Genomic DNA, 26,656 nt, shown 5'->3' with positions numbered 1-26,656 from the left:
ACGCGTCGCACAGGATCCGCGTCCGCCGCTGCCCCGGGGCGTCAGCCGCCCTCGTGTCCCCGGGGCAGCTCCGGCTCCCGGTCCTGCGCGTGCACGGCGCCCGGGTGCCGCGTGCCCGCCCTGCGCCGCAGATGCTGGGCACGCAGCGCCATTTCGGTCGCGAAGCGCTGGTCGGGGTCGCCGAGCTGGGCGCCCAGGACGCGCTTGAGCGCCCGCATCCGGTAGCGCACCGTCTGCGGGTGCAGATGCAGGATGTCCGCCATCTGGGCCGCCGTCCCCCGCGTGGTCAGCCAGGTGCGCAGCGTGTCGACCAGCCGCTCCCGCTGCCCCGGGGTCAGCCCGGAGAGCGGAGCCAACTGCCGTACGGCCAGCCGCTCGGCCAGCGCGGGGTCGCCCATCAGCCACAGCGTCACCAGATGGTCCTCGCAGCGGGTGAGCCCCGCTTGGGGAAGGACGCCCGACTCCACGAGGGAGAGTGCCTGCCGCGCCCAGCGCAGCGAGTCGGCCGCGCCGCCCAGCTCCACCGTCACCCCGAGCACCGCGCGGCGGCCCTCCAGTGCGGCCTCCAGCATGGCCGCGCGCGGCCCGTCGATCGCGCCGGGCACCAGCAGGTGCGGGCGCTGGTCGCCCAGTTCGGCCAGTACGTCCTCGTCCAGCCGGCCCGGCAGCCGTAACCTGTTGCGTCCGGCATCCGGACTCAGCGCCACCAGGGTCACCCGCTCCGGGATGCGCCAGCCGACCCGGCGGGCCAGTTCGGCCAGCGGGGAGGGCGGCGCGGGGCCCGAATCGGCCGGGGCGCGCTGCCCGTCGGCCGGGTCGGAGCCGCGGCGGGTGCCGACGGCATCGGCCATCCCGGCCAGGATCAGCCGCAGCAGCCGCCCCCGCTGCGACTCCCACGCATCCTCCCCGCCGCCCTTCGCGGCCACATAGCCCTCGCGGCACAGCGACTCGATCACGTCCGTGTAGGCGAACACCGCGTCGGCGAAGGCGACGATCAGGGACGCCGGCAGGTTGTAGCGGGTGCCCACGGTCGTCGCGCGGCGCAGCCCCACCCGGGCCCCGATCCGCAGCGCCGACTGGAGACAGTGCAGCCCCCGGCCCTCATGTGCCTCGAACTGGCCTAATCTGCGGCAGAGTTGATCCCGCTCTGCGGTGGAGGCCGACGGGTCGGCGACCAGCTCGACGAAGCTGGTGAGGTTCTGGCGCACGCAGTGCAGCAGCACCGTCCGGTACGACCCCTCCAGCAGGGGCCGGTACTCGGGCACGGCGCGGCCGATCTCCTGCATCATCTCCTCGGCCACGACGGGGAGTTCGGGCCACATCACGGAGGCCAGTTCCTGGGGGAGCGCTCCCGGCGCCTGCGTGCGTGCCCGAGAGGCTGCTGCTGACTGCACCATGGACGTACCTTCCACTGTCGGCCTCGGAGCGGGACGAAAGCCAACCGGCCAAGGTGGGGCGAGTCCGGGTGTGCACACGGCCGGTGCGGCCGGCGGGCGCTCCGACGGGATGCGTACCGCCTTCCGGAGCCGCGCGGGCCGTGACCCGAGCCGGTGGGGGGTACGGCATCGGCGCTCGCGCACCGCAGACCATAGACCAGCCGACGCGTGGGCGCAGCCCCCTCGCAACGCGGAAGATCGCGGGGTGCACGCGGGAGTCACCACGCTGCCACCGGGTGGGGTGCGCGTCACCGGGCGGGGCCGACAACGCGCACCTGTTGATGAACCCCGGGCGGTCGGAACGGCCCGAACGCTCTGTTGTTGACAAGAAAACCAGCGACCGGGAATCGCCCCGCCGCATCTTGGACCGAACTATTGCACCGCCGCGTTACCAGTGCGTAACGTCCTGTTCTGCCACCGCCCAGCAGGGCATACGGAAATGGCGGGCGCAGCGCTACGTGCGATGAGTAATTGCTGTGCTGAGAATGTCGCCCCGGTGCGGAGTACAGCTCTTCAGGATCCCTATCCAACGAAGGGAATGTCACGTGCGCAAATTCACCAGACGAGTAGCGGTCGCGGCCGTCGCCGCAACCGCCGCCCTCGGATTCTCCGCCGCTTCCGCCGCCGCCACGTCCGCGGCGACCTGGACGGTGACACCGGGCGGGTCGTTCTCGGCGAACGCCGCCAACCCCACCCTGTCCGTACCCAACGCCGACCTCTACTGCGACTCGTCCGACGCGTCGGGCAGCCTGAAGACCGGATCCGGCAACGCCGGCGCCGGACTCGGCAGCATCAACTCGCTGACCTTCTCCGGCTGCTCGCTGGCCGGGATCAGCTTCGACGTGACCGTCTCCAGCCCGCTGAGCATCAACGCGGAATCGGTCGACTCCGCCGACCCGGACCGGGTGGTCGGCTCGATCTCGGGCGTCACCGCCTCCATCTCGGACCCGGACGGGCTGTGCACCGCCTCCTTCGCGGGCCCGGGCGGCGCCGAGGCCACCGTGACCGGCTACTTCGACAACTCCACCCACCAGCTCGTGATCAACGGCGGCAACCTCGAGGCCACCAGCGCCAACTGCCTCGGGCTGATCAACACCGGCGACTCCGCCACCTTCAACGCCGCCTACGACACCGACCCGGCGCAGACGATCACCGCCGACTGACCGCTCGCCGTCCGCCGCACCCGCCCCGGCAAGGGGCGGGTGCTGCCCTCTCCGAGGAGTCCCGTGAAGCCCAGCGCGACATCCCGCCGCCGCACCGTGCGGGCCTCAGCCGTGGGGGCCCTCGCGCTGGTCGCCGGGGTGCTGCCCGGCGCCGGGTCACAGGCGCAGGAACAGCGGACGCGGCTCACGGCCGGCTACGAGTGCGCGTTTCCCTCCGGCACCCGGCAGATCGAGGTCGAGCTCTCCGGGCGGTTCCCCGAGGCGGCCACCGCCGGGCAGCCCGTCCGGATCGGTGAGTTCCACGCCGACGTCGCCCTTCCGCAGCAGGCGTTGGAGAAGCTGCTGCCGACCGGGACCGAGTCGGTGACCTCGGAGGCCGAGCTGACCGTACAGGTGGCGCAGGGCGGCAGTTCGGCCGACGCGCGATGGGGCGGGCTGCACGCCGACGCCACCCCCGTCCCCGCCGCGCAGGACCTCTCCCTCGCCCACCGCGGCACCGTGCCGCCGGTGACGGCGGCCCGCGGGGGAGAACTCGGCTTCACCGCCGGAGCGCTCGCGCTCGACCTCACGCCCGCCGCGGGAAAGCCCGCCGGCGAGCAGCCCACCGGAGAGCAGCCCGGGGAGAAACCCGCCACCACGCCGCCGGCCACCGCACCGGTGCGGATCGGCTGCCGACCCGCCGAAGGGCGGGAACTGCTGCTGGCCACGGTGCGGATCGGCGGTCCGACCGACGGAGCCGACACCCCGGGTTCGCCCACCCCGTCCGGGTCGCCCGACCCGTCCGCCTCGCACGAGCGGCCCGAGGACGAACAGGACGCCGCGCGCCGCAAAAACGGCCTCGATGTCGGCACGGCGCAGCTCCCGCCCGCCAAACCCTGCGAACAGGAGCGGCCCACGGGCGAGCTGGACCGCTCCAAGCTGCCGGAGCCTCCCCCCGGCATCCCCGTACGGGAGAGTCCGATCGGAGGAATCCATTGGTGTGCCGTTCCGGTGGCCGTGTCCAACGTGTACAAACTCCGGGGCGCCATGGTGATCAACGATCCGCGGGACGGCGCCACCACGGCCAACCTGCTCATCCAGAAGGAGTGGGCGGTCGGTCCGGGCTACAACCAGCTGCGCCACCTGGGCGAACTCGATCTGCCGGACGCCAGGGCGACCTTCCTGGACTTCGACTTCATGCCGGTCTCCGCCGAGATCGAGTTCACCAGCTCGCCGATGACCATCGTCACGGTGCAGCGCGGCTCCTCCTCGCCGAACTACGCCACCATCTACCTGAGCCAGACCCTGCGGATGCACGATGTGAAGGTCAACGGGGTGCCGTTGGACGTGGGGCCGCGCTGCCGCACCGCCCGGCCCATCGAGCTGGAACTCAAGGGCAAGCAGCCCGAGTACGAGGTGCTCAAGGGCGGCATCCTGCGGGCGAAGTTCGAGATCCCGCCCTTCACCGGGTGCGGAACCGGCGGCGAGGACCTCGATCCGCTCTTCACCGCCTCCCTCTCCGGCGGCGGCAACTACCTCAAGCTGGTCCAGGGACCTCCCTGCCTGATGCGGCCCGGCGGCCTGGGCTGTGTCGCCCCGCCCAAGGTGCCGGAGCTGCCGAAGTGACGCCGCGGAGAACACCGCACCGGGAGGGGGTACGGGGATGGGCATCGAAGTAGCCGTCCGGGGGCTGACCAAGTCCTACGGCACCAAGAACATCTGGCAGGACATCACGCTCACCCTGCCCGCCGGGGAGGTCAGCGTCATGCTGGGGCCCTCCGGCACGGGCAAGACCGTCTTCCTCAAGTCGCTGATCGGACTCGTGGAACCCGAGCAGGGCAGCGTGCTGGTCGACGGCGTCGACATGGTGCGCAGCCGGGAGCGCGACGTGTACGAGGCGCGCAAGACGTTCGGGCTGATGTTCCAGGACGGGGCGCTGTTCGGCTCGATGAACCTGTTCGACAACATCGCCTTTCCGCTGCGCGAGCACACCAGGAAGAAGGAGTCCGAGATCCGCCGCATCGTCATGGAGCGGCTGGAGATGGTGGGGCTGATCGGCGACGAGGGCAAGCTGCCCGGCGAGATCTCCGGCGGGATGCGCAAGCGCGCCGGCCTCGCCCGGGCCCTGGTGCTCGACCCGCAGATCATCCTCTGCGACGAGCCCGACTCCGGGCTCGACCCCGTCCGCACCGCCTTCACCTCGCAGCTGCTGATCGACCTCAACGCGCAGATCGACGCGACGATGCTGATCGTCACCCACAACCTCGACATCGCCGCGACCGTCCCCGACAACATGGGGATGCTCTTCCGCCGCCGCCTGGTCACCTTCGGGCCCCGGGAGACGCTGCTGACCAGCGAGGAACCGGTCGTCGCACAGTTCCTCAGCGGCAGCCGGAGCGGCCCCATCGGGATGTCCGAGGAGAAGGACGCGGCCGCCCTCGCCCGGGAGGCCGACGCGCCGGGGCCCGGACCGCTGAACGCCGTACCGCGGAAGCTCGTCCCGCAGCTCGAACCCACCCCCGGGCTGCCCGAGCGGCAGGCCGTGCGGCGGCGCCGGGAGCGGGTGCGGGGCCTGCTCGACGAACTGCCGCCGGCCGCGCGCCGCGCGATCGAGGCCGACCTGGCGCAGGACCTGGCGCCGCTGCCGCGGCGCACCAGCACCGTACGCCGGGACTCCGCCGCCGATCCGCACGCGCCGACCCTCTCGGCCGACCTCGCGCACCCTGCGGGGGCCGAGCAGGATCCGAAGGAGCGGTCATGACGGCGCCCGAGCACACTCCGCAGCCCGCCGGTGAGAGACCCGGGGAGCCGCCGCCGGCGGCTCCGCCCGCCGCCAGGACACCCGTGCCGGGCCTCGGTTTCCTGCGGGAGCCGGGCAAGCTGTTCGCGCTGTCGCTCACGGTCCTCCGCGCGGTCTTCCGGCGGCCTTTCCAGTTCCGCGAGTTCGTCGAGCAGTTCTGGTTCATCGCGAGCGTCACCATTCTGCCCGCCGCACTGGTCTCGATCCCGTTCGGCGCCGTCATCGCCCTCCAGGTCGGTTCGCTGACCAGCCAGATCAGCGCCCAGTCCTTCACCGGCGCGGCCAGTGTGCTCGTCAACATCCAGCAGGCCAGCCCGCTGATCGTCGCCCTGCTGATCTCCGGCGCGGCCGGCTCGGCGATCTGCGCCGACCTCGGCTCCCGCACCATCCGCGAGGAGCTGGACGCGATGGAGGTCATGGGCGTCTCGCCCATCCAGCGGCTGGTGGTGCCCCGCGTCCTGGCCACCGTCTGTGTGGCGGTGCTGCTCAACGGCATGGTCTCGGTGGTCGGCACCCTCGGCGGCTACTTCTTCAACGTCGTCCTCCAGGACGGCACCCCGGGCGCCTACCTCGCCAGCTTCTCCGCGCTCGCGCAGTTGCCGGACCTCTACATCAGCGAGATCAAGGCCCTGGTCTTCGGGTTCATCGCCGGGATCGTCGCCTCCTACCGAGGGCTCAACCCGCGCGGCGGCCCCAAGGGCGTGGGTGACGCCGTCAACCAGTCCGTCGTCATCACCTTCCTCCTCCTGTTCTTCGTCAACATGATCCTCACCGGCATCTACCTCCAGCTCGTCCCGCCGAAGGGGGTGTGAGCCATGGCCCGCCCCGCCACCGGACGCCTCTTCGGCTGGCTCGACGAACCCGGCGACCAACTGCTCTTCTACCTCCGCGCGCTGCTGTGGGTCCCCAAGACCCTCCTGCGATACCTGCGCGAGGTCCAGCGCCTGCTCGCCCAGGTGGCGTTCGGCAGCGGGGGACTGGGCGTGATCGGCGGCACCGTCGGTGTGATGATCGCGATGACCCTCTTCACCGGCACCGTGGTCGGCCTGCAGGGCTACGCGGCACTCAACCAGATCGGCACCGAAGCCTTCACCGGCTTCATCTCCGCTTACTTCAACACCCGGGAGATAGCGCCCCTGGTCGCGGGCCTGGCGCTGTCGGCCACCCTGGGAGCCGGGTTCACCGCGCAACTGGGCGCCATGCGGATCAACGAGGAGATCGACGCACTCGACAGCATGGGCATCCGCTCCATGCCCTACCTCGTCACCACCCGCATCATCGCCGGAGTCGTCGGCATCATCCCGCTCTACGGCATCGGCCTGCTCAGCTCCTACCTCTCCTCCCGGTTCATCACCGTCTTCCACAACGGTCAGTCGGCGGGCACCTACGACCACTACTTCGGGCTGTTCCTCTCCCCGACCGACGTGCTGCTCTCGTTCCTGAAGGTCTTCGTCTTCAGCGTCATGGTGATCCTCACCCACTGCTACTACGGCTACCGCGCCACCGGCGGTCCCGCGGGTGTCGGCATCGCGGTGGGCCGCTCGGTACGCAACGCGATCGTGCTGATCAGCGTCACCGACTTCTTCCTCAGCCTCGCCCTGTGGGGCGCCACCACCACCGTGAAGGTGGCCGGATGAGCGCCGCAGCGCCGCGCCGCAGACTGGCAGGGGTGGCCCTGCTGCTCGTCCCCGCGCTGCTGATCTGGCTCTCGGTGGCCGTCTACGACAAGCAGTTCACGGACGCGGCCGAGATCACCGTGGAGACCTCGCACGCGGGCCACGAGATGCACGTCAACACCGATGTGAAGCTGCGCGGCGTAGTGGTCGGGCAGGTGCGGGAGATCACCTCGGACGGCAGGGGCGCCCGGCTGCGGGTCGCGCTGCAGCCGGGCAAGCTCGCGCACATCCCCGCCGACGTACGCGCCCAGATGCTGCCCACCACCGTCTTCGGGCAGCGCTACGTGGCCCTCGTCCCGCCGCGGAACCCGGCACCCCGGCCGATCGAAGCAGGGGCCACCGTCCCGCAGGACCGCAGCCGCAACGCCATCGAACTGGAGCAGGTCCTGGACCACCTGCTGCCCACCCTCACTGCCGTGCAGCCGCAGAAGCTCGCGGCCACCCTCACCGCCGTCTCCCAGGCCCTGGAGGGCCGCGGCACCGAGCTCGGGGACAACCTCGTCGCGCTGGACCGCTATCTGAAGAAGCTCAACCCCCACCTCCCGGCCCTCAACCAGGACGTCAAGGAACTGGTGAAGGTCAGCCACCTGTACGCCGACACCGCGCCCGGGATTCTCGACGCGCTCTCCGACTTCGCCACCACCAGCAGCACCCTGGTGGAGAAGGCCGACGACCTGGCCACCGCCTACGGCACCACCACCGGCACCGCCCGCGAACTGACCGGGTTCCTGCGGGCGAACCGGGAGAACATCATCCGGCTGGCCGGAGCGAGCCGCCCCACGCTGCGGATCCTGGCCGCCCGGTCCCCGTCCTTCCCCTGCACGCTGCGCACCCTCGCCAACTTCGTGCCCGTGATGGACCAGGCGCTGGGCAAGGGCAGCGACCGCCCGGGGCTGCACGTCGACCTGGAGGTCACCCGCTCCCGCGGTGCCTACCGGCCCGGCGAGGACGCCCCCGCCTACGGCAGCGAGGCCGGCCAGGGCCCCCGCTGCTACTCGGCCCCCTACCTCGGTCCGGCGGACGGCACCGCCGCCGGGAAGAAGCGCACCGAACCGGCCGGTGAAGGCGCCACCATCGCCGACGCGCGGGGCGGTACCGGGATGCCCAACTCGCCACAGGAGAACCAGCTCATCAACGAGGTGCTGGCGCCGTCGAAGAACCTGCCGGACTGGAGCAGCGTCCTGGTCGGGCCGACCCTGCGCGGCACGGAGGTGAGACTCAAGTGAAACGCGCCTCCCTCGCCGGGCCGCTCGTCAAATCGCTCGTCTTCATCCTGGTGACCTCGCTGGCCACCGCTGTGCTCGCACTCAGCATCTCCAACACGGGGGTGGGCGAGACCGACTCCTACCGTGCCCGGTTCACCGACGTGACCGGTCTGGTGGAGGGCGACAGCGTACGGATCGCCGGGGTGCGGGTCGGCAAGGTCGAGGAGATCGGCGTCGTCGACCACCGGATCGCCGAAGTGCGGTTCTCCGTGGAGAAGGGCCGCGCCCTGCCCGCCTCGGCACACGCCTCCGTGAAGTACCTCAACATGGTCGGGCAACGGTATGTGGACCTGAAGCGCGGCAGCGGACCCGTCGGCCGCACCCTGGCCGCGGGCGGCACCATTCCGCTCAGCCGCACCACACCGGCGCTCGACCTCACCCAGCTCTTCAACGGGTTCAAGCCGCTCTTCCAGGGGCTCTCGCCCGAGGACACCAACCAGCTCGCCGGAGAGATCATCAGCGTCCTCCAGGGCGAGGGCGGCACCGTCACCTCGCTGGTCGGCCACATCAGCTCGCTGACCACCACGCTCGCCCGGCGCGACAAGGTCATCGGCTCGCTGATCAAGAACCTGAACTCGGTGCTCAAGACGGTCAACACCAGGGAGAAGGGCTTCAACGAGCTCATCACCAGCCTGCGCGACCTGGTGTCGGGCTTCGCCGAGGACCGCGAGCCGCTGGGCGACGCGGTCACCGCGATGGGCGGGCTTGCCACCACCACGGCCGGACTCCTGAAGGAGGGCCGGGCGCCGCTGAAGAAGGACATCCGCCAGTTGGGCCGGCTCTCCGAACAACTCGACAAGGGCACACCCCAGTTCGAGACGTTCCTGCGCACGTCGCCGGAGAAGATGAGGACGCTCGCGCGGCTCGCGTCCTACGGCTCCTGGTTCAACACCTACCTGTGCGAAGCGAGGACGAGCGGACTGACCATGGCCGACGGCAGCGAACCACCCACCGGCATCGCCGTCACCCAGCCGAGGTGCCGGTCATGAGCGGCCGCACGGGACGCCGGGTGCCCCACCTCAAGCCGATGTCGCAGCGCAACCCGATCGCCGTCTGCCTGGTCGGTTTCCTCCTCCTCGCCCTGCTGGGCACCGCCGTCTACCGCGTCGACGACCTGCCGCTCATCGGCGGCGGCACCACCTACACCGCGGAGTTCACCGAGGCCGCCGGGCTGCGCGCCGGCAACGAGGTACGGGTCGCGGGAGTGAAGGTCGGCGAAGTCTCCGCCGTCGCGCTCGACGGCGCCAAGGTCGCCGTCGACTTCGAGGTCGAGGACACCTGGGTGGGCAACGCCAGCCGCGCCGCCATCAGTATCCGCACCCTGCTCGGGGAGAAGTTCCTGGCCCTCGATCCGCTCGGCAGCGGGCGCCAGGACCCCGACCGGCGCATCCCCACCAGCCGCACCACCTCTCCCTACGACGTCACCCAGGCGTTCACCGGGCTCGGCCGCACCTTCGAGGAGCTCGACTCCGAGAAGCTGGCCAAGAGCTTCCAGGCCGTCTCCGACACCTTCGAGAACACCCCCGAGGACGTACGCGGAGCCGCCGAGGGACTCTCGGCGCTCTCCCGCACCATCTCCTCGCGGGACACGGAACTGGCCCAGCTGCTGCGCGGCAGCAAGAAGCTGACCCGCACCCTCAAGGAGCGGCGCGCGGACTTCAGCACGCTGCTGCGGGACGGCAACCAGCTGCTGGCCGAGGTCCGCGCCCGCCGCGCCGCCATCCACCGGCTCTTCACCGGAACCCGCGACCTGGGAACCGAACTGACCGGACTGGTCGACGACAACAACAAGCAGCTGGGCCCCACCCTGCGCGCCCTGGACCGGGTCACCGACGTCCTGCACAAGAACCGCAACCGGCTGGACGCGGCGCTGAAGGTCGCGGGCCCCTACTACCGCCTCATCGGCAACACCCTCGGCAACGGCCGCTGGTTCGACAGCTATCTGTGCGGCCTCGTCCCCGCACGGTACCTGCCTCCCGGGACCCCGCCCGAGAACGACTGCCGGCCGCCGAAACCGGGAGGCAAGAGCTGATGCGCGCGTCCACCACCACCGGCGGCCGCAGCCCGCTGCGGGCCCGCACACTCGTACTGGGAACCGTCCTCACCCTGCTGATCGGCGCCGCAGCCGGCGGAGCAACCGTGCTCGGCGGTTCGCACGGCATGCGCGTCACCGCCTGGTTCGACCGGGCCGTGGGCGTCTACGAGGGGTCCGACCTGCGGGTGCTGGGCGTACGCGTCGGACAGGTCGAGGCGGTCGAACCGCACGGAAAGCGGGTCGAGGTCACCCTCCTGGTGGACGAGGGCGTGCGGGTGCCCGCCGACGCGCGCGCCGTCGTCATCGCCCCCAGCCTGGTCTCCGACCGCTACGTGCAGCTCACCCCCGCCTACACGAAGGGACCCCGGCTCGCGGACGCCGCGGTCCTGCCCTCGGGCCGCAACTCCGTACCGCTGGAGGTCGACGAGCTGTATGCGAGCATCACCGAACTCAGCGACGCGCTCGGGCCCGAGGGCGCCAACTCCGACGGCGCCCTCTCCGATCTCCTCACGGTGGGCGCGGAGAACCTGGACGGCAACGGGAAGGCGCTCGGCAAGTCCGTGGAGGAGTTCGGCAAGGCCGCCAAGACCCTCAACGGGAACAGCGGCGACCTCTTCAGCACCGTCAGCTACCTGAAGTCCTTCACCTCCATGCTCAAGCACAACGACAAGCGGGTGCGCGAGGCGGAACGCCAGTTGGGCGACGTCACCACCTTCCTCGCCGAGGACAAGGAGAACCTCGCCCAGGCGCTGGCCCAACTCGGCACGGCACTGGGCAAGGTGAAGAAGTTCATCAAGGACAACCGCGGCGACCTGAAGAAGAACGTCAAGAAGCTCGCCCCGATCACCCGCACCCTCGTCGAGCAGCGCGCCTCCCTCGCCGAGGCCCTCGACACCGCCCCGCTGGCCGCGGACAACTTCCTGCGGGCCTACAACCCCCGCCGGGGCACCCTCGACAACCGCGCCGACATCAACGAGATCAGCACCGGCGGCCCGCTCGCCCCGGCCGGCGGCGCGGCCTCCGGCGGCACCGCCGGGCTGGTGCCCGTCACACCCGAGGAGCGCAAGGCGCTGCCCGCCGTGCCACTGCCGCCGACCGGCACCGTCTACGGCACCCCGGACGGCGAACGGCGGGACGCCGCCGGTGAGGAGGCCGACGAATGAGCCCGCTCCGTGGCAGGCCCGGCTCCCGGGCCGCCCGCGTCGGCACCGGCGTCACCGCGGCCGCCGTCGCCGCAGCCCTCGGCCTCACGCTGCTGGGCGGCGGGATCGACCTGCCGCGCTTCACCGGGATCGAGGACCTGCCGCTGCCCGGCGGCGCCGACCTGGGCGACCACCCCTACGAGGTGACCGCCGAGTTCGGCGACGTGCTCAGCCTGGTCCCGCAGTCCGCGGTGAAAGTCAACGACGTCACGGTCGGGAAGGTCACCGACATCTCCCTCTCCAGGAAAGGCTGGACCGCCGAGGTCACCATGCGGGTCAACGGCGACGTCCGGCTCCCCCGCAAGCCCTACGCGCGCATCGAGCAGTCCAGCCTGCTGGGCGAGAAATACGTACAGCTCCTCGCCCCGCCCGAGGAGAAGGGCACCGCGTCCCCCTCGGCGGCCCGCCCGGCCGCGGCGCACGGCTCCGGCCGGGACACCCGCATCCCGCTCTCCCGCACCAACCGCAACCCCGAGGTCGAAGAGGTCCTCGGCGCGCTGTCGATGCTGCTCAACGGCGGCGGCGTCAACCAGCTCAAGACCATCACCACCGAGCTGAACAAGGCCTTGGACGGCAACGAGGAGGAGGTCAGATCCGTGCTCGGCCGCGTCGACAAGCTGGTGGGGAACCTCGACCGGCACAAGGGCGACATCACCCGGGCCCTGGACGGCGTCAACCGGCTCTCCGCGACCCTCGCCGCCCGCAAGAAGAGCATCGGCACCGTACTGACCGACGTCAGCCCGGGGCTCACGACGCTGGAGGACCAGCGGGGCCAGCTCATGACGATGCTCCGCTCCCTCGACACCCTCTCCGAGGTCGCCGTGGACACCGTCGACCGCAGCAAGGACGACATCGTCGCCGACCTCAAGGCCCTCGCGCCCACGCTGCGCCGCCTCGCCGACTCCGGCCAGGACCTGCCCGACTCCCTCCAGGTGCTGTTCACCTACCCGTTCACCGACGAGGTGCTGCGCGGCGTCAAGGGCGACTACCTCAACCTGTACCTCGACGTGGCGGCGCCGCCCGGCACCACGCTGACCCCGCCGCTGAAGGAGGAGCCGATCCCGCAGGACCCGGGCGCCTCCGGAGGCGGCGGAGCGGCGCCGCTCCCGCTCCCCGCCGTCGCCGCCACCGGAGGTGAGGGCTGATGCTGACCCGCGCCACCGTCCTGAAGAACATCGCCTTCCTGGCGCTCGCCGCGCTCGTCCTCGGCGTCATCGGAGTGCGCTACGCGGACGTGGGCCGCTACGTGGGCCTCCGTGACTACTTCACCGTCCGTGTCGAACTGGCCCGCACCGGCGGCCTCTACGAACACGCCGACGTCACCTACCGCGGGGTCTCCGTCGGCCGGGTGGGCGACCTCGACCTGACCGACAGCGGGGTCTCCGCCGAACTGAAGATCAGGAAGTCGGCTCCGCGGATCCCCGCCGGACTCACGGCGCACGTCGCCAACCTCTCCGCGGTCGGGGAGCAGTACCTCGACCTGCGGCCCGACACGGGCGAGGGCCCGTTCCTGCACGAGGGATCCGTCATCCGCCGGCCCGACACGACCGTGCCCGCACCTCCCACCAAGGTGCTGGCCAGCGTGGACAACCTGGTCGCCAGTCTGCCGCGCAGCTCCCTGCGCACTGTCGTCGACGAACTGGGCGAGACCTTCGAGGGGCGGGGCGACGACCTGGAGGTCCTGCTCGACACCGGCAGCGAGTTCCTGGACGCCGCCGACGCCGCGGCGCCCGAGACCACCGGACTCATCGTCGACTCAGCGACCGTGCTGCGCACCCAGCGCGAGGAGGGCCGCGCCCTGCGCGACTTCGCCGACGGCGCCGAGGAACTGCTCGGCCGGCTCAAGAAGTCCGACCCCGACCTGCGCCGCCTCATCACCGCGACGCCGGGGGCCGCGACTCAGGTGACCGGCCTGCTGCGGGACCTCGACCCCAGCCTCAGCGTGCTGCTCGCCAACCTCACCACCACCGCCGAACTGACCGTCACCCGGGCGCGCGGCCTGGAGGAACTCCTCGTCAAGCTGCCCCGGGTGGCGGCCGCCGGCTCCACGGCCGTCACCCGCGACGGCGCGTCCTTCAGCATGGCCCTGGCCTTCTTCGACCCGCTGCCGTGCACGGCGGGTTACGACGACACCCCCTACCGGAGCGGCCTGGAGACGGGGAAGGCGCCGCCCCTCAACGACCGTGCCCACTGCGCCTCCCCGCCCTCCAGCGGCAAGAACGTCCGCGGCTCGGCCAACGCACCCACCGGGGGGCCGCTGCCCGCACCGGCCCGTCCGGGCGCCTACGCCGCCGGCGCCGCCACCGCTCCCGTCGGCGAGGGCGACGCGGGACCCCGTGACGTGGCCGGACTGCTCGGGCTGAAGGAGGAGCGATGACGATCGAGGTGAGCGGAGGAGAGCCCGCCTCCCGGACGGAGCCGGACCAGCGGGAGGAGCCCGGCGGCGGGCCCACCGCAGGGGCCCGGACCGCGATCGGGGAGCAGCCCGCCGCCGAAGGGGCGTGCGGCCCCGAGGAGGAGTCCGCCGCCGGAGAGGAGCCCACCCGCGGCGCGGACGCGGCTTCGGACGCGGCCCCGGACGCGGCCCCGGACGAGGCTGAGGACGCGGCCCGGGATGAGGCTGAGGACGTGGCCCCGGACGAGGCTGAGGACGCGGCCGGGGAAGCGGCCCGCCCGGTCGGCCCCACCAGGCAGGGGCCGGTCTGGCTGGCCGCGCTGCTGGTCGCGGCGCTGCTCTTCTGCGCGTTCTCCGGGTGGATCTACTGGCGGGCGCACACCGACGACGACCTCGCCTACTCCCGCGCCCGCGATCGGGCCCTGGCAGCCGGCCGCGCCCATCTGGCCACCCTCAACTCGGTCGATGCCGCGCACATCGAGGCCGATCTGCGCGAGTGGCGCCGGGCCGCCACCGGCCCCCTGCGCGACGAGCTGCGCCGTTCGGAGAAGAAGAGCGCCAAGACCCTGCGGGAGCGCGGCAGCACGGCCCGGGCCGACGTCACCGACGCGGCTGTGACCGGTCTGGACGAGACGGCAGGTACCGCGACGCTCATCGCGACCCTGCGGATCCGCACCGCCACCCGCTCCGGCGCCCCCGCGACGGACCGCAAACGGATGCAGGCGGGGCTCGAACGGACCGAACAGGGCTGGAAGCTCACCTCGGTGACGCCGGTCGCAGTGGAGAAGGAGAGCTGAGGTGCGCTGGAGACGTGGTGAGGCGGAGACCGCCGAGACAGGACGCCGGACCTCCGCGCTCCGGGCCGCCGCCTGGCTGCCGGCCCTGCTGACCCGGCGCCGGGCCGGCTGGTGCGCGGTGGTGGTGCTCGTGGCGGCACTCGCGGCCGGGACCGGATTCCTGGTGCGGGCAGCCGAGCTGACGGGCGGTCCGGCAGCACGGAACACGGCCCTCACCGACCGGGCGGCGACCAGCAGGGTCTCCGGAGAGGTCCAGGACGCGCTCGCACGGGTCTTCTCCTACACCCCCGAGGGCCTGTCGGGAACGGAGAAGGCGGCCGACAAGGTGCTGGCGGGGAAGGCGGCGCAGCAGTACGAGTCGCTGTTCGGCCAGGTCAGGAAGCGCGCGGGAAAGCAGAAGCTGACCCTCGCCACCCGGGTGGTGAGCATGGGGGTGACCCGGCTGCACGGTGACAGCGCCCACCTTCTCGTCTTCCTCGACCAGACCACGCACCGCGCGGGCCGCGACCCCGCGCACGCCGGCGCCCAGCTCTCCGTCTCGGCCCGGCGGCAGCACGGCGACTGGCGGATCGTCGGCATCACGGCGCGCTGAGACCGGACCGCGGGATCGCGGAGCACCCGGCAGCAGGGAAACGGGAAGAGGGAAGAGAGGCGAGACGTGGCAGAGGCGACACGGGCGGAGGGGGAGGGGCGGCGCACCCGGTGGTCCCCGGCGGGTGGGCCGGTGCGGGTGGCGGCCGTGGCCCTGATGGTGGGGGCGCTGGTCTGCGCGGCCTGGACGGGCTTCTCCTGGTACGGCGCCGCGCACGACGACACGCTCGACTACGCCGCCACGCGCGAGGAGGTACGCGCGGCGGGCGAGCAGGCGGTGCAGAACCTCAACACGCTCGATCACCGCAAGCTGGAGAGCGGGCTGGACTCCTGGGAGCAGTCGACCACCGGCGAGCTGCGCGGCCAGCTCAAGAAGGGCCGCGAGGAGTTCGAGAAGCAGATCCGCGAGGCCAGGACCGTCACCTCGGCCCGCATCCTCTCCAGTGCCGTGGCGGAGTTGGACGAGCGCGCGGGACGGGCCGGAATGCTCATCGCCGTCCGCACCACGGTCAAGGCACCCGACGAGAAGCCCGCCACCAAGCAGACCCGGATGCGGGGCGAGCTCACCCGCACCGGCGAGGGGTGGAAGCTCAGCGCCCTCGAACAGGTGCCGGTCGGCTACACCGCCGCCGAGCCGGACGAGCGCGACTGACCGGAGAGCCGGAGGAAACCCATGTCGACCACCCGCCACCTCGTCAACCGCAGACGCCGCCTCGAGGCCCGGCCGCGCACCGAGGCGGAGCGCTCCGCCTCCGCGGCAGCCGGGCGCGCCGGCACGACGGACGCCCCGGCCCGCGGCACCGGCGGCTCGCAGCCCGGCCCCGGGCCCGCCGGGACGAAGGAGCAGCAGCCGGTCCCGGAGGGGGGTCCCGGGACGGGCTCGGAAGCCGGCTCCGGCACCGACCCGAAGACGGCCCGGAAGTCCGTCCCGAAGGAGGGCGCGCGGACGGGCGCGGCGGCGGATCGCGCGACCCGCCCGAAGTCCGGCCCGAGGACGGCCCTGAAGTCCGGCTCCGGGGCCGCGCGGACCGACGCGGGGAACGGTGCCAGGACCGCCCCCGGGGCCGGCGCCAAGTCCCGGGTCCGGACCGGTGCGAGGCCGGGCCGGAAGCCGGCCGGTGCGCCGGCCGCCGGCAGCTCCGCCGCCCGCGCCTCCGTCCGGCCGGGGCGCAGGCCGCGGACCGAGCCGTCCGGTGCCGCGGCCGCCGCCGACGGCGCGGAGGGGAAGCACACACCGCGTGGCCGGATCCCCGGTGCGGTGCTCTCACGGCTCGCGAGGGCTCCCCGTGGGCTTCCGGTCGTCTGCGCGGTGCTCACGCTCGCCTTCGGCGGCTTCGCCGGCTGGGCGGCGACCGAGGCCCGCGAACTGCGGAACACCGCCTCGGCCCACAACTCCGCACTCGCCGACGCGGCCCGCACCAGCGAGGTCAAGGGCGAGGTCACCAGCGCGGTCAACGCGCTCTTCTCCTACGACCACGCGCATCCGGAGAAGAACGAGCGTGCGGCCGACCGGCTGCTGACCGGGCGCGCCGTCGAACAGCACCGTGCGCTCCTGGCCCGCGTCCGGGCGCAGGACCGGGCGCAGAAGCTGGTCCTGACGACGACGGTCACCGACAGCGCCGTCACCGAGCTGGAGGGGGACCGCGCCCGGGTGCTCCTCTTCGCCGACCAGCACAGCGCCCGCACTGCGGGGAAGGCCGGCAAGCAGTCAGACTCCGGGAAGTCCGGCTCCGGGGACGGATCCGAGGGCGAGCCCGAGGACGAGTCCAAAGGCACAGCCAAGGACAAGGACAAGGCGGAGAACGGAAACGCCACCTACGCGGGCGCCATGCTCGCCGTCAACGCCGTGCGGAAGGACGGCGCGTGGCGGATCACCGCGATCGACACCCTCGACTGACGGGCTCGGGCTCCGGGCCCGCACCGGACCCGCCCGGCATCGGTCGGCACGCACCGGGAGGAGAGCGAGCAGATGACGCAGCAGGAGGGAACCCGCGCCCGCCGGGGCGGCAGCCACACCGCCGCCGGCGTCCGGAGCGCTCCGGCCCGCCCCGGCGGCGGCAGGCGCGTCCGGCTGCGCCGACGCGCGGCGGGCACCGCGCTCGCCGCGCTGGCGGTCGCCGCGTTGACGGCCTCCCAGGCACCCGGCGCGGTCGGCCCCCCGGAGGCCCGGGAACCCTGGAAGCCGGTGCGCACGGGCACCCCGTATCCGGAGGGCGCCGCCGACGACGGCTCGTACCACGTCGAACTCCCGCCCCTGGCGGACCCCGACGGCATCCGGTCCGCCCGCACCCCCGGCCTGCGGGACAGGGCCGAGGCCGAATCCGGCATACCGGCGACGGTGCTGCGCGCCTACCGGAACGCCGAGCGGCGGCTGCGGGCCCAGGACCCCGGATGCGGGCTGCGCTGGGAACTGCTGGCGGCGCTGGGGAAGGTGGAGTCCGGGCAGGCGCGGGGCGGCGATCTGCGGTCCGACGGCACCACCCGGAGGCCGATCCTGGGCCCGGTCCTGGACGGCGGCGGGTTCGCGCGCATCACGGACACCGACGGTGGAGCCTGGGACGGCGACACGCGGTTCGACCGGGCGGTCGGCCCCATGCAGTTCATCCCCGGCACCTGGCGCAGCTGGGGCGCGGACGGCAACGGCGACGGCAGGAAGGACCCGCACAACATCCACGACGCGGCGCTGGCCGCCGGCCGCTACCTGTGCGCCGGGGACCGGGACCTGACCCGCCCCGCCCAACTGCGCGCGGCGGTCCTGAGCTACAACCACTCGGGTGCCTATCTGCGCACCGTACTCGCCTGGTTCGGCTTCTACCGCGAGGGCACCCACGCCGTGCCGGACGGTGAGGGCGTGCTGCCGACCAGTCCGGGCGCGGGCGGCGCGGACAAGACGAGGGACGGGAGCGGCAAGAAGGACAGGAGCAGCAAGAAAGAGGAGAAGGGCAAGGGCGGGGGCGCCACCCCGGGCGGCGGGACCTCCGGATCCGGGAGTCCCGGCGGCGGTGGCGGCGCGGAACCCGGCGGCGGACCGAGTCCCCGCCCCACCGGTTCCGTTTCCGGCTCCCCCGACCCGGACGACTCCGGGACTCCGGGGGGTGGTTCCGGCGAGTCGCCGGGCTGCCCGCAGGACTCCGGATCGCCGACGCCCGGCCCGACGAAGTCGCCGTCACCGTCCCCCACGCCGACTCCCACCGGCAGCGGCGCTCCCTGCGGGAGCGGAGCGGCCGGCTGACCGGGGGACTTCCACGGGAGAGCGGGGAACCTGCCGCCCGCGGCGCTTCCCCGCGGAGCTGTGCTTTCGCGCGGCCCCGTGCGTGCGCGCCGCCCCGCGAGGCCGGCGCGCACGCACGGGGCTCCGGCACGCTGATGCCGCCCGCGGGCCCCCCACAGGCCGCGGGCGGCTGCCCAGTGGTGGTATGGCCCGGGCGTCAGACGGGGCGACGCCCGGGACTTCCTCCAGAGTGCCCTGCCCCCGCGCTGCCCGGCAGGGCCGAACGGCCCTTCCCGGTCCGGCGGGTGCCCTCAGCCGAGGTGCACCGGGCCGTGCGGGGTCTCGCAGTGGCCCGCCGCTGACCCCGCCGGGGTGCGGCCGCCGTCGGCGGACCGGTCCGCGTGGTCGATCTGCAGCGTGGTGTGGGTCAGTCCGTGCCGCTCGGCCAGCATCCGGTCCAGGGCACGGCGGACGCGGTGGCAGTCGCCGCCGGGCTCCACCAGGACGTGGGCCGACAGCGCGGGTTCGCCCGAGGTGATCGTCCAGATGTGCAGGTCGTGCACCTCGGTGACCGCGTCGGTGGCGGCCAGTTCGGCACCGACCTCGTCCGGGTCGAGCCCGACCGGCGCGGCTTCGAGGAAGATGCGGCCGGAGTCGCGCAGCAGTCCCCAGCCCGCCTTCAGCATCAGGCCGGTGACCAGCAGCGTGGCAAGGGCGTCGGCTCGCGCGAACCCGGTGGTCAGGACGATCAGACCGGCCACGGCCGTGCCGATGAAGGCGAACAGGTCGTTGAGGATGTGCTGGTAGGCGCCCTCGATGTTGAGCGAGGAGCGGTTCGCCCGGGACAGGCACCAGGTGGCCAGCAGATTGACCGCGATGCCCACCAGAGCCGTGCTCAGCACCATCCAGCCCGTCACCTCGGGCGGGTCGATCAGCCGGCGTACGGCCTCGTAGCCCAGCCAGAGGGCGGCCAGTATCAGCGTCAGCCCGTTCGCGTGGGCCGAGAGGATCTCCGCGCGCTTGAGTCCGAAGGTGAAGCCACCGTGCGCGGGCCGCGCCGACAGCCGCATCGCCACCAGCGCCAGCACGATCGAGAACGCGTCGGTCAGCATGTGCGCCGCGTCCGACAGCAGGGCCAGCGAGCCCGCCAGTACCGCGATGGCCGTCTCGACGACGATGAAGACGATGATCAGCGCCAGCGCCGCCGACAGCCAGCGCCGGTCGGCTCCGGCCGAGACGCCGTGCGTGTGCCCCGCGTGCCCGTGCTCCGGTCCGTGCCCCCGCTCGGGCTCCTGACCCGGTTCCCCCTCGTGCCCGTGGCCGGGCTTCCGGTGTCCGTGCTCGTCCCTCGCACCCACGTCGGTCCTCCCCATCGTTGCCCCTCGGCGACCCGCGGCCGTGCTGCCTGCACCGTGGGCCGGCGCCCCTGCGCTCCCGGGTCCACAGGCAGTGAAACCCACCGCGTCGCGTGGCTGCAAAGACTGCACCGGTGACCGTTGTCAATACCGATAACACCGCTGTGACCTGCGACTTCTTCATGAATTCCGTTGTCGCTCCGACCCGGGACCGCGCGCATGCCACGGGCTGCGGGCGCTCGCGGCCCGTCCTGCATCGTGATGACTTCACCCGGATTCCCGCGTCCGCGGGCCGCCGGATCTGAGAAGCTGGCCGCAAACCGGCGATCGACAAAGAGCGATATGGGCGGTGTGAGTCGTAGATGGACGACAGCTCCCGGGACGGCGCTGACCGCGGACCCGCCGCGCACCCCGGCGAGGGGGGACGTCCGGAGTCGGGGGAGCGGGAGCGGGCAGCCCGGGTCGAGGCCGTGCTGGCCGGACTGGACCTGCCGGGCAAGGTGGCCCTCCTCGCGGGGACGGACATGTGGTCGGTCGGCCCGTACGGCGGCCCCTCGGCGGCCGGGTTCGGCCGACTCGTCCTCTCGGACGGCCCCGCGGGGGTGCGGGGGGAGAGCTGGACGCCCGAGGACCCCAGTGTCGCCCTGCCGTGCCCCACCGCGATCGGCGCCTCCTGGGACACCGCGGCGGCCCGCACCGCCGGGCTGCTGCTGGCCCAGGAGGCCCGCCGCAAGGGCGCGCACGCCGTGCTGGCGCCGACCGTCAACCTGCACCGCACCCCCTACAGCGGGCGGCACTTCGAGGCGTACGCGGAGGACCCCCGGCTGACGGGCGCTCTGGGCGCTGCGCTCGTCGCCGGGCTGCAGGAGGGCGGTGTCGCCGCCACGCCCAAGCACTACGTGGCCAACGACGCGGAGACCGACCGCTACACCGTCGATGTCCGCGCCGACGCACGCACGCTGCGCGAGCTCTACCTCGAACCCTTCGAGTACATCGTGCGCACCGCCGGTCCCTGGCTGCTGATGGCGGCGTACAACAGCGTCAACGGCGTGACGATGAGCGAGCATGACGAGCTCAACAACCACGTGCTGCGCGGCGAATGGGGCTTCGACGGGGCCCTGGTCTCGGACTGGACCGGCGCCCGCTCCACCCTCGGTTGTGTACGCGGCGGCCTCGATCTGGCCATGCCGGGCCCCGACACCGTCTACGGCGAACACCTGGTCGCCGCCGTCCGGCGGGGCCGGGTACCGGAGGAAGCGGTGGACGCGCTCGCCCGCCGGGTCCTGCTGCTCGCCGCCCGTGTCGGAGTCCTGGACGGCGCCCCGCCGGCCGTGCCGCCCGCCGCGCTGCCGGCGGCGCTCGACGGCCCGGCCGTCGCCCGGGACCTCGCCGTGCGCTCCTGCGTCCTGCTGCGCAACGAGCCCGCGGGACCGGGCGGGGAAGCCGGGGCCGGGGCTGCCGCGCTGCCGCTGGACCCCGCGGGGCGCACCGGCGGCAGCGTGCGCCGGATCGCCGTCAGCGGGCTGCACGCCCGGGCGCCCCGGTTCGGTGGCGGCGGCAGCTCCCAGGTCTTCCCCGAGCGCGTCAGCAGCCCGCTGGAGGCGCTGCGCGCCTTGGTCCCCTCCGGGACCGAGGTGTCCTACGAGCCGGGACCCGACCCGCGCTCCCGGCTGGCCCCCGCGACCGCGGGTGACGGCTTCCGGCTGACCGCCGTCCTGCACGGGCTGGACGACGCCGAGCTGGCCCGCGTGGAGCAGCGGGACGGCAGCGTGCGGTGGATGGGAAGCCTGCCCGGCGGGGTCCCGTTCGCCGACCTGGGCCGGGTCGAGCTGGTCGGCACCTTCACCCCGACCGGCAGCGGCACCCATCGGCTCGCGGTGCGCGGCGTGGGGCACTTCCGCCTGGAGGCCGGGGAGCGGGTGCTCTACGACTCCGAGCTGCAGGCCGAGAGCGAGGACCCGGCCGCCGCGTTCCTCAACCCGCCGCAGCGCACCTTCCTGCTGGACGCCGAGGCCGGGACGCCGCTGCCGGTACGCCTTCTGCACACGGTGCCCGCCTACGGGGTCGGCGGGCTCTTCGGCCTGATCTCCTTCGAACTCGGCTACGGCTCGCCCGCCGTCTCCGAGCAGGCGCTGATCGAGCGGGCGGCCCGCGCGGCGGCCGGGGCGGACTGCGCGGTGGTCTGCGTCGGCACCACGGACGAGTCCGAGACCGAGGGCGTCGACCGGGACACCCTCGCCCTGCCGGGCCGCCAGGACGACCTGGTCAGAAGCGTCGCCGCGGCCAATCCGCGCACCGTCGCGGTGGTCAACGCCGGTGCCCCGGTGCTGATGCCGTGGCGGGAGGAGGTCGCCGCCGTGCTGCTGTGCTGGTTCCCCGGCGAGGCGGGCGGCGAGGCGCTCGCCGAGGTGCTGCTGGGCGCTGCCGAACCGGGCGGGCGGCTGCCGACCACCTGGCCGGACGCGGCCGACGACCTGCCGGTACGCCAGGTGGCACCCGACGGCGACGGCCGGCTGCCGTACGCCGAGGGTCCGCGCATCGGCTACCGCGCCTGGCGTGCGGCCGGTGCCGAGCCCGCCTACTGGTTCGGACACGGGCTCGGCTACACCCGGTGGGAGTACGAGTCGATGAACATCACCGTCCAGGAACCCGGCGCCGACGCCCCCTACGCGCCGGTCGCCCGGGTCACGGTGCGGGTGCGCAACAGCGGGGACCGGCCGGGCCGCGAGGTCGTCCAGCTCTATCTTGGGCCCGAGGGCGCGGACCGCTCGCTGGCCGCCTTCGCCGTCGTGGAGGCCGCGGCGGGCGACTCGGCGCAGGCGCAGCTGGAGGTGCCGCAGCGCGCCGTGCGGACCTGGGACGACGCGCTTCCGGGCTGGCGGTCGAGCTGCGGCCCGCACCGCTTCGCCGCGGGCCGCAGCGCGGCCGACATCCGCCTGGTGGCCGACCTGGAGTTGCCGTAGCCGTCAACCGCGCACCGAGGCGCGGAAGGCGCCCGGGGTACCGCCGGTGCGCTGGTGGAAGAATTTGGCGAAGTTGGTGGCGTCGGCGAAGCCGAGTGCGGTCCCGATCCGGGCGGCGGAGCGGTCGGTGTGCGCCAGGAGGCGCTTGGCCTCCAGCACGACGCGGCGGTCCACGAACTCCTTGGCCCCCAGCCCGACCGCCGCACGGGTGGCGCGGGAGAGGGTGCGGGGGGAGTAGCCGAGGGCGCGGGCGTAGTCGGCGACGCGGCGGGTGCGGGCGAAGTCGGCCTCCACGGCGGCCCGGAAGTGACGGAAGGCGTCCGGCGGCGGGGCCGCGTCCGTGCCGTTCGCGCCGGGTGCGCTGACGAGCCGCAGCAGCAGCACCGCCAGCAGGTGCCGCAGCACGTCCTCGTGCGTACCCCGTGCGGGTGGCTGCCACTCGGCGGCGAACTCGAAACGCAGGTGGTCGAGAGCGAACCGGACCGCGCGGGCGTTCCCGTCGCGGGGCTGCCGCGCGACCGCTTCCGATGCCTCGTCCAGACCCACGGCCGCCGCCGTCGCCGGATCGGGGAAGGCGGGCCGGAAGAGGACCAGCGCGCCCTCGGCGCCGTGCGGGTCGGTGTACTGCTGCACCTGCCCCGGCCGCACCCACAGCCAACAGCCGGGCCCTGTGGCGTGCTCGGTGAAGTCGACGGACTGCCGCAGTGTCCCCGACTCCACGGCGAAGAGCTGGTGGAAGTCGGGCCGCTGCGGATCGGCGAGTCGTCGGCCCCCGCGGGCGGCGCGGGCGCGCAGTTCGGACAGCGTCAGCACTTCGAGGCCCGCGGCCGCGACGCCCGGCGGCGGGGCGTAGGGCAGCTCGGGGATCGCGGCGGACGCGGATGCGGCCGTGTGTCCGGTTCTCACCATGGCTGGTCGTGACCTTACCTCGCGGGGCGGCCGCTGCCCGGTTAGCTTCGAGGTGTCGTCCTCCCTCGGCGGGGGACCCGGCGGGAACGGTGGCCGCAGGCGCCACGCGTTCGGCGCCTCCATCCCTCATCCGCTCAGCGCTACAGGAGTACCACCATGGCGAGAATCGCCGTCTTCGGGGCGAACGGCAACATCGGCAGCAGGGTCGTGCGCGAGGCGCTCGACCGCGGCCACCAGGTCCTCGCGGTCGTGCGGAACCCCGGCGCGTTCGTCGCCTCCGGTGAGGCGGTCACGGTCGTCACCGGCGACGTGCTCTCCGCCGAGTCCGTCGCGGCGGTCGCCGGGAACGCGGACGTCGTCGTCAGCGCGGTCGGCGGCAAGGACGGCCCGGGCCACCTGGCCACCATCGAACCGGCCGCCGAGTCGCTGGTCGCCGGAGTGCGCGCGCTCGGCGCCGGGGCGCCGCCGCTGGTCTTCGTCGGCGGTGCCGGTTCGCTGCGCACGCCGGACGGCTCCCGGGTCTGGGACGCGGAGGGACTCCCGGAAGCGATCCTGCAGATCATGCACGCGCACGGGGACGCACTCGCCTACCTGCGCGGAGTCCAGGACGTGCGCTGGACCAACATCAGCCCCGCCGCGACGATCGAGCCGGGGGAGCGTTCGGGAACGTACCGCACCGGCAAGGACGACCTGGTCGTGGACGACAACGGGGTCAGCCGCATCTCGATGGAGGACTACGCCGTCGCCGTGCTCGACGAGATCGAGAACCCGCGGCACGTGCGGGAGCGGTTCACCGTCGCCGACTGAGCGCCTCCGCCGGGCCGGGGCGGCCGGCCGCGCCGCCCGGGCACCCACCCGGGGCGGCCATCGGCCTTGCCGGGTGGGTGCCGCGTCGATATGGGCACCCACCCCCCCCGGGGTCGGCCCGCGTCGACACGGCCGCTCCGGCAGCAGCTGCCGGAGCGGCGAGAGGCCCGCACGGGGGGAGAGGCCCGCACGGTCAGGGCAGACGGCGCTCCAGCGCGGCCCGGCCCTCGGCTGCGATGCGCTCGCGGGCCCACTGCAGGTTCTCCTCCGACAGGTCGCGGCCGGAGGCGAGGACCAGGTCCTCGGGCGTGGGGTCGCTCTCGGGGGCGGCGTGCAGGATCTCGTCCGGCGTCGTCCCCTCGTAGCGCTGACGGAATTTGGCGATCTGTCCCTCGGAGTCCACGACACGTGCCTTTCCGGTGTAGAACGGATGGCTCTCGGAGGAGATCTCCACGTCGACGACCGGGTAGGTGCGTCCGTCGTCCCACTCGATCACGGTGTCGCTGGTGGCCGTGGAACGCGTCAGGAACGCGTATCCGGCCGACCGGTCGCGGAAGACCACCTCGCGGTAGTCGGGGTGGGTGTCTGACTTCACAAGCCGCTCCTTCCCCCGCGTACAGGGCGCCCTCTCCAGGCTACGTCCGCGCCCCGGCCCCGGCATCCCGCCCGTGCCGCGCCCGCTCCGGCCGCTGTCCGGCCGCTCGCGCGCACTCGCGGTCCGCGGCCTCCGGCTCCGACGTGCGGAGGCGGAGGCGGCGCGTGATGCTGGAGAGCGGTCGTCCTCCCCTTTCGGAACGAGGTACGGATGCGCACCAACGACCTGACCGACGAGGTCCTCGCCGAACTGCGGAAGCCGCGCCCCTACCCGGCCGTCACCCTGGTGCTGCCCACCCACCGCACCAAGCCGGACAAGCTGCAGGACCCGGTGCGGCTGCGCAACCTCATCGCGGAGGCGGGGCGGCGGCTCTCCGCGGACCCGCAGGTGCCCACGTCGGTGCGGGCCGACGTGCTCAAACAGCTCGAACAGGCCGAGAACGAGCTGGATCTCGTGTACACGCTCGACACGCTGGTCGTCCTCGCGGCCCAGGGCGAGCACCAGTTCTGGCATCTGACCCGGCGTGCCGGGACCGAACGCATCGTCGTCAACCACACCTTCCTCACCCGCAACCTCGTCGCCGCCCGGGCCCAGAACCGGCCCTACTGGGTGCTCACCTTCGACGAGGAGCGGGCCAGGCTGTGGAGCGGCGCGGGCGAGCAGCTCGCCGAGGAGCACCGGTTCGGCTTCCCGGTCGCGCACGAGACCGACCTCTCCGAGCGCGAGCGGGCCTCCCGCACCGGCGACGTCACCTCCGGCTACCGGGACGAGGCCGCCCTCCAGCACCTGCGGGACGTGGACGCCGACCTCGCCAAGGTACTGGCGGTCGAACCCAGGCCGCTGCTGGTGGCCGGACTGCAGCACGGGCTGACCGCGCTGGCCGACGTCGGCACGCATACGGCACGCGGCGCGCTGGCCACCGTGCCCAAGGGCGGGCTCGCCAACGCGCGCGCCTCGGTCGTCCAGGAGGCCATCGCGCCCGCCCGCGCCGAACTGCTGCGTACTCGGGCCGAGGCCGCGCTGCGCCGGCTCGACGACGCCAAGGGCCGCAAGGAGTTCGTCTCGGGGATCGACGAGGTGTGGCGGGCCGCGCAGGAGGGCCGGCTCGCGCTGCTCGTGGTCGAGGAGTCCTACCGGCAGAAGGTCCGGCTGACCGGCGGTCACCTGGCGTCGGTCGCCGACGACGCGGTCGGCGACGCGTCCGGGGAGGTACGCGACGACATCGTGGACGAGACGGTGGAGGCCGCGCTGGACACCGAGGCCGACGTGGTCTTCGTGGCCGAGGACGTGCTGGCCGGGGACGGCAGGATCGCGGGTGCGGTCCGCTACACCTGGGCCGGGTGAGGGCTCCCTGGAGCACCGAGGAGTGCGCTCCCGCAGGTCGGCCGGTGCCGCGCACCCGGCCGCCGGGGACCTCGCCGAGGAGGTCGAGGACGCCGCCGGGCGCGGCCCGCTGCGGTACGCGGCGGCGGCCTAC

The 26,656-nt window shown here is 73.3% G+C and carries 22 protein-coding genes and 1 pseudogene; 19 read left to right on the top strand and 4 right to left on the bottom strand.

The window, feature by feature from the left end; genetic code table 11:
- Window positions 1-41 precede the first annotated feature (41 nt).
- A complete protein-coding gene (locus ACFYNS_RS05880) occupies window positions 42-1,397 on the bottom strand; it encodes a PucR family transcriptional regulator (protein ID WP_388601055.1) in 1,356 nt (451 codons plus the stop codon).
- A 584-nt stretch (window positions 1,398-1,981) separates the two neighbouring features.
- Here ACFYNS_RS05880 and ACFYNS_RS05875 point away from each other — a divergent pair.
- From ACFYNS_RS05875 to ACFYNS_RS05800, 16 genes are all read left to right on the top strand, one after another.
- Window positions 1,982-2,599: a hypothetical protein gene (locus ACFYNS_RS05875; RefSeq protein ID WP_388601053.1), complete on the top strand. Its 618-nt coding sequence runs from the start codon at window positions 1,982-1,984 to the stop codon at window positions 2,597-2,599.
- Window positions 2,600-2,662: 63 nt separating this feature from the next.
- Window positions 2,663-4,204 (top strand): DUF6801 domain-containing protein, encoded by a 1,542-nt coding sequence (locus ACFYNS_RS05870; protein ID WP_360301292.1) that lies wholly within the window; start codon window positions 2,663-2,665, stop codon window positions 4,202-4,204.
- A 37-nt stretch (window positions 4,205-4,241) separates the two neighbouring features.
- Complete coding sequence (locus ACFYNS_RS05865; RefSeq protein ID WP_360301289.1) at window positions 4,242-5,339, top strand: ATP-binding cassette domain-containing protein; 1,098 nt, start codon at window positions 4,242-4,244, stop codon at window positions 5,337-5,339.
- A complete protein-coding gene (locus ACFYNS_RS05860) occupies window positions 5,336-6,190 on the top strand; it encodes an MlaE family ABC transporter permease (protein ID WP_388601050.1) in 855 nt (284 codons plus the stop codon). The genes ACFYNS_RS05865 and ACFYNS_RS05860 overlap by 4 nt, the downstream gene beginning before the upstream one ends.
- Before the next feature lie 3 nt (window positions 6,191-6,193).
- Window positions 6,194-7,015 carry an ABC transporter permease gene (locus ACFYNS_RS05855; protein ID WP_360301283.1) on the top strand — a complete coding sequence of 274 codons (822 nt, stop codon included), beginning with the start codon at window positions 6,194-6,196 and terminating at the stop codon, window positions 7,013-7,015.
- Window positions 7,012-8,280, top strand: coding sequence for an MCE family protein (locus ACFYNS_RS05850; protein ID WP_360301280.1), 1,269 nt, complete (start codon window positions 7,012-7,014; stop codon window positions 8,278-8,280). Before ACFYNS_RS05855 ends, ACFYNS_RS05850 begins: the two co-directional genes overlap by 4 nt.
- Entirely contained in the window at window positions 8,277-9,308 is a 1,032-nt protein-coding gene (locus ACFYNS_RS05845; protein ID WP_360301277.1) for an MCE family protein, read from the top strand. Before ACFYNS_RS05850 ends, ACFYNS_RS05845 begins: the two co-directional genes overlap by 4 nt.
- Window positions 9,305-10,351: an MCE family protein gene (locus ACFYNS_RS05840; protein ID WP_360301275.1), complete on the top strand. Its 1,047-nt coding sequence runs from the start codon at window positions 9,305-9,307 to the stop codon at window positions 10,349-10,351. The genes ACFYNS_RS05845 and ACFYNS_RS05840 overlap by 4 nt, the downstream gene beginning before the upstream one ends.
- The gene (locus tag ACFYNS_RS05835; protein ID WP_388601047.1) at window positions 10,351-11,517 is read left to right on the top strand and encodes an MCE family protein; all 1,167 of its coding nucleotides are present in this window, start codon (window positions 10,351-10,353) and stop codon (window positions 11,515-11,517) included. The genes ACFYNS_RS05840 and ACFYNS_RS05835 overlap by 1 nt, the downstream gene beginning before the upstream one ends.
- On the top strand, window positions 11,514-12,701 hold the full coding sequence (locus tag ACFYNS_RS05830; protein ID WP_388601044.1) for an MCE family protein: 1,188 nt from the start codon (window positions 11,514-11,516) through the stop codon (window positions 12,699-12,701). Before ACFYNS_RS05835 ends, ACFYNS_RS05830 begins: the two co-directional genes overlap by 4 nt.
- Entirely contained in the window at window positions 12,701-13,933 is a 1,233-nt protein-coding gene (locus tag ACFYNS_RS05825) for an MCE family protein (RefSeq protein ID WP_388601041.1), read from the top strand. The genes ACFYNS_RS05830 and ACFYNS_RS05825 overlap by 1 nt, the downstream gene beginning before the upstream one ends.
- A complete protein-coding gene (locus ACFYNS_RS05820) occupies window positions 13,930-14,748 on the top strand; it encodes a hypothetical protein (protein ID WP_388601040.1) in 819 nt (272 codons plus the stop codon). Before ACFYNS_RS05825 ends, ACFYNS_RS05820 begins: the two co-directional genes overlap by 4 nt.
- A gap of 1 nt (window position 14,749) precedes the next feature.
- Window positions 14,750-15,340 carry a hypothetical protein gene (locus ACFYNS_RS05815; protein WP_388601037.1) on the top strand — a complete coding sequence of 197 codons (591 nt, stop codon included), beginning with the start codon at window positions 14,750-14,752 and terminating at the stop codon, window positions 15,338-15,340.
- 66 nt (window positions 15,341-15,406) lie between these two features.
- The gene (locus tag ACFYNS_RS05810) at window positions 15,407-15,991 is read left to right on the top strand and encodes a hypothetical protein (protein ID WP_360303699.1); all 585 of its coding nucleotides are present in this window, start codon (window positions 15,407-15,409) and stop codon (window positions 15,989-15,991) included.
- Window positions 15,992-16,012: 21 nt separating this feature from the next.
- Window positions 16,013-17,236, top strand: a complete 1,224-nt coding sequence (locus ACFYNS_RS05805; RefSeq protein ID WP_388601033.1) for a hypothetical protein — start codon at window positions 16,013-16,015, stop codon at window positions 17,234-17,236.
- Between the two features lie 72 nt (window positions 17,237-17,308).
- Window positions 17,309-18,571, top strand: a complete 1,263-nt coding sequence (locus ACFYNS_RS05800) for a lytic transglycosylase domain-containing protein (protein ID WP_388601031.1) — start codon at window positions 17,309-17,311, stop codon at window positions 18,569-18,571.
- A 290-nt stretch (window positions 18,572-18,861) separates the two neighbouring features.
- Here the strand turns inward: ACFYNS_RS05800 and ACFYNS_RS05795 are convergent, their stop codons facing one another.
- A complete protein-coding gene (locus tag ACFYNS_RS05795) occupies window positions 18,862-19,923 on the bottom strand; it encodes a cation diffusion facilitator family transporter (protein WP_388601028.1) in 1,062 nt (353 codons plus the stop codon).
- Between the two features lie 344 nt (window positions 19,924-20,267).
- Between ACFYNS_RS05795 and ACFYNS_RS05790 the strand changes: the two genes are divergently transcribed.
- Entirely contained in the window at window positions 20,268-22,868 is a 2,601-nt protein-coding gene (locus ACFYNS_RS05790; RefSeq protein ID WP_360303332.1) for a glycoside hydrolase family 3 C-terminal domain-containing protein, read from the top strand.
- Between the two features lie 3 nt (window positions 22,869-22,871).
- Here the strand turns inward: ACFYNS_RS05790 and ACFYNS_RS05785 are convergent, their stop codons facing one another.
- A complete protein-coding gene (locus ACFYNS_RS05785) occupies window positions 22,872-23,777 on the bottom strand; it encodes a helix-turn-helix domain-containing protein (RefSeq protein ID WP_388601026.1) in 906 nt (301 codons plus the stop codon).
- A 156-nt stretch (window positions 23,778-23,933) separates the two neighbouring features.
- Between ACFYNS_RS05785 and ACFYNS_RS05780 the strand changes: the two genes are divergently transcribed.
- Window positions 23,934-24,584 (top strand): NAD(P)H-binding protein, encoded by a 651-nt coding sequence (locus tag ACFYNS_RS05780; RefSeq protein WP_360303128.1) that lies wholly within the window; start codon window positions 23,934-23,936, stop codon window positions 24,582-24,584.
- A 352-nt stretch (window positions 24,585-24,936) separates the two neighbouring features.
- Here the strand turns inward: ACFYNS_RS05780 and ACFYNS_RS05775 are convergent.
- A pseudogene (locus ACFYNS_RS05775) lies at window positions 24,937-25,179 on the bottom strand (type B 50S ribosomal protein L31); the annotation flags it as partial.
- A 210-nt stretch (window positions 25,180-25,389) separates the two neighbouring features.
- On the opposite strand from ACFYNS_RS05775, the gene ACFYNS_RS05770 reads away from it, so the two are divergent.
- Window positions 25,390-26,523 carry a hypothetical protein gene (locus ACFYNS_RS05770; protein ID WP_360303126.1) on the top strand — a complete coding sequence of 378 codons (1,134 nt, stop codon included), beginning with the start codon at window positions 25,390-25,392 and terminating at the stop codon, window positions 26,521-26,523.
- Window positions 26,524-26,656: the final 133 nt, after the last annotated feature.

The organism is Streptomyces sp. NPDC006925 (assembly GCF_042869575.1).
In the GTDB taxonomy this organism is placed as follows: Bacteria; Actinomycetota; Actinomycetes; order Streptomycetales; family Streptomycetaceae; genus Streptomyces.
The sequence above is the reverse complement of the archived record's forward strand: the minus strand, read 5'-3'. Positions and strand labels throughout refer to the sequence as shown.

Coding starts and splice junctions, on each gene's coding strand:
- ACFYNS_RS05835 (WP_388601047.1), top strand. CDS start 10,351: ATGCGCGCGTCCACCACCACCGGCGGCCGCAGCCCGCTGCGGGCCCGC.
- ACFYNS_RS05780 (WP_360303128.1), top strand. CDS start 23,934: ATGGCGAGAATCGCCGTCTTCGGGGCGAACGGCAACATCGGCAGCAGG.
- ACFYNS_RS05855 (WP_360301283.1), top strand. CDS start 6,194: ATGGCCCGCCCCGCCACCGGACGCCTCTTCGGCTGGCTCGACGAACCC.
- ACFYNS_RS05840 (WP_360301275.1), top strand. CDS start 9,305: ATGAGCGGCCGCACGGGACGCCGGGTGCCCCACCTCAAGCCGATGTCG.
- ACFYNS_RS05790 (WP_360303332.1), top strand. CDS start 20,268: ATGGACGACAGCTCCCGGGACGGCGCTGACCGCGGACCCGCCGCGCAC.
- ACFYNS_RS05865 (WP_360301289.1), top strand. CDS start 4,242: ATGGGCATCGAAGTAGCCGTCCGGGGGCTGACCAAGTCCTACGGCACC.
- ACFYNS_RS05800 (WP_388601031.1), top strand. CDS start 17,309: ATGACGCAGCAGGAGGGAACCCGCGCCCGCCGGGGCGGCAGCCACACC.
- ACFYNS_RS05770 (WP_360303126.1), top strand. CDS start 25,390: ATGCGCACCAACGACCTGACCGACGAGGTCCTCGCCGAACTGCGGAAG.
- ACFYNS_RS05795 (WP_388601028.1), bottom strand. CDS start 19,923: ATGGGGAGGACCGACGTGGGTGCGAGGGACGAGCACGGACACCGGAAG.
- ACFYNS_RS05850 (WP_360301280.1), top strand. CDS start 7,012: ATGAGCGCCGCAGCGCCGCGCCGCAGACTGGCAGGGGTGGCCCTGCTG.
- ACFYNS_RS05830 (WP_388601044.1), top strand. CDS start 11,514: ATGAGCCCGCTCCGTGGCAGGCCCGGCTCCCGGGCCGCCCGCGTCGGC.
- ACFYNS_RS05860 (WP_388601050.1), top strand. CDS start 5,336: ATGACGGCGCCCGAGCACACTCCGCAGCCCGCCGGTGAGAGACCCGGG.
- ACFYNS_RS05805 (WP_388601033.1), top strand. CDS start 16,013: ATGTCGACCACCCGCCACCTCGTCAACCGCAGACGCCGCCTCGAGGCC.
- ACFYNS_RS05825 (WP_388601041.1), top strand. CDS start 12,701: ATGCTGACCCGCGCCACCGTCCTGAAGAACATCGCCTTCCTGGCGCTC.
- ACFYNS_RS05880 (WP_388601055.1), bottom strand. CDS start 1,397: ATGGTGCAGTCAGCAGCAGCCTCTCGGGCACGCACGCAGGCGCCGGGA.
- ACFYNS_RS05785 (WP_388601026.1), bottom strand. CDS start 23,777: ATGGTGAGAACCGGACACACGGCCGCATCCGCGTCCGCCGCGATCCCC.
- ACFYNS_RS05820 (WP_388601040.1), top strand. CDS start 13,930: ATGACGATCGAGGTGAGCGGAGGAGAGCCCGCCTCCCGGACGGAGCCG.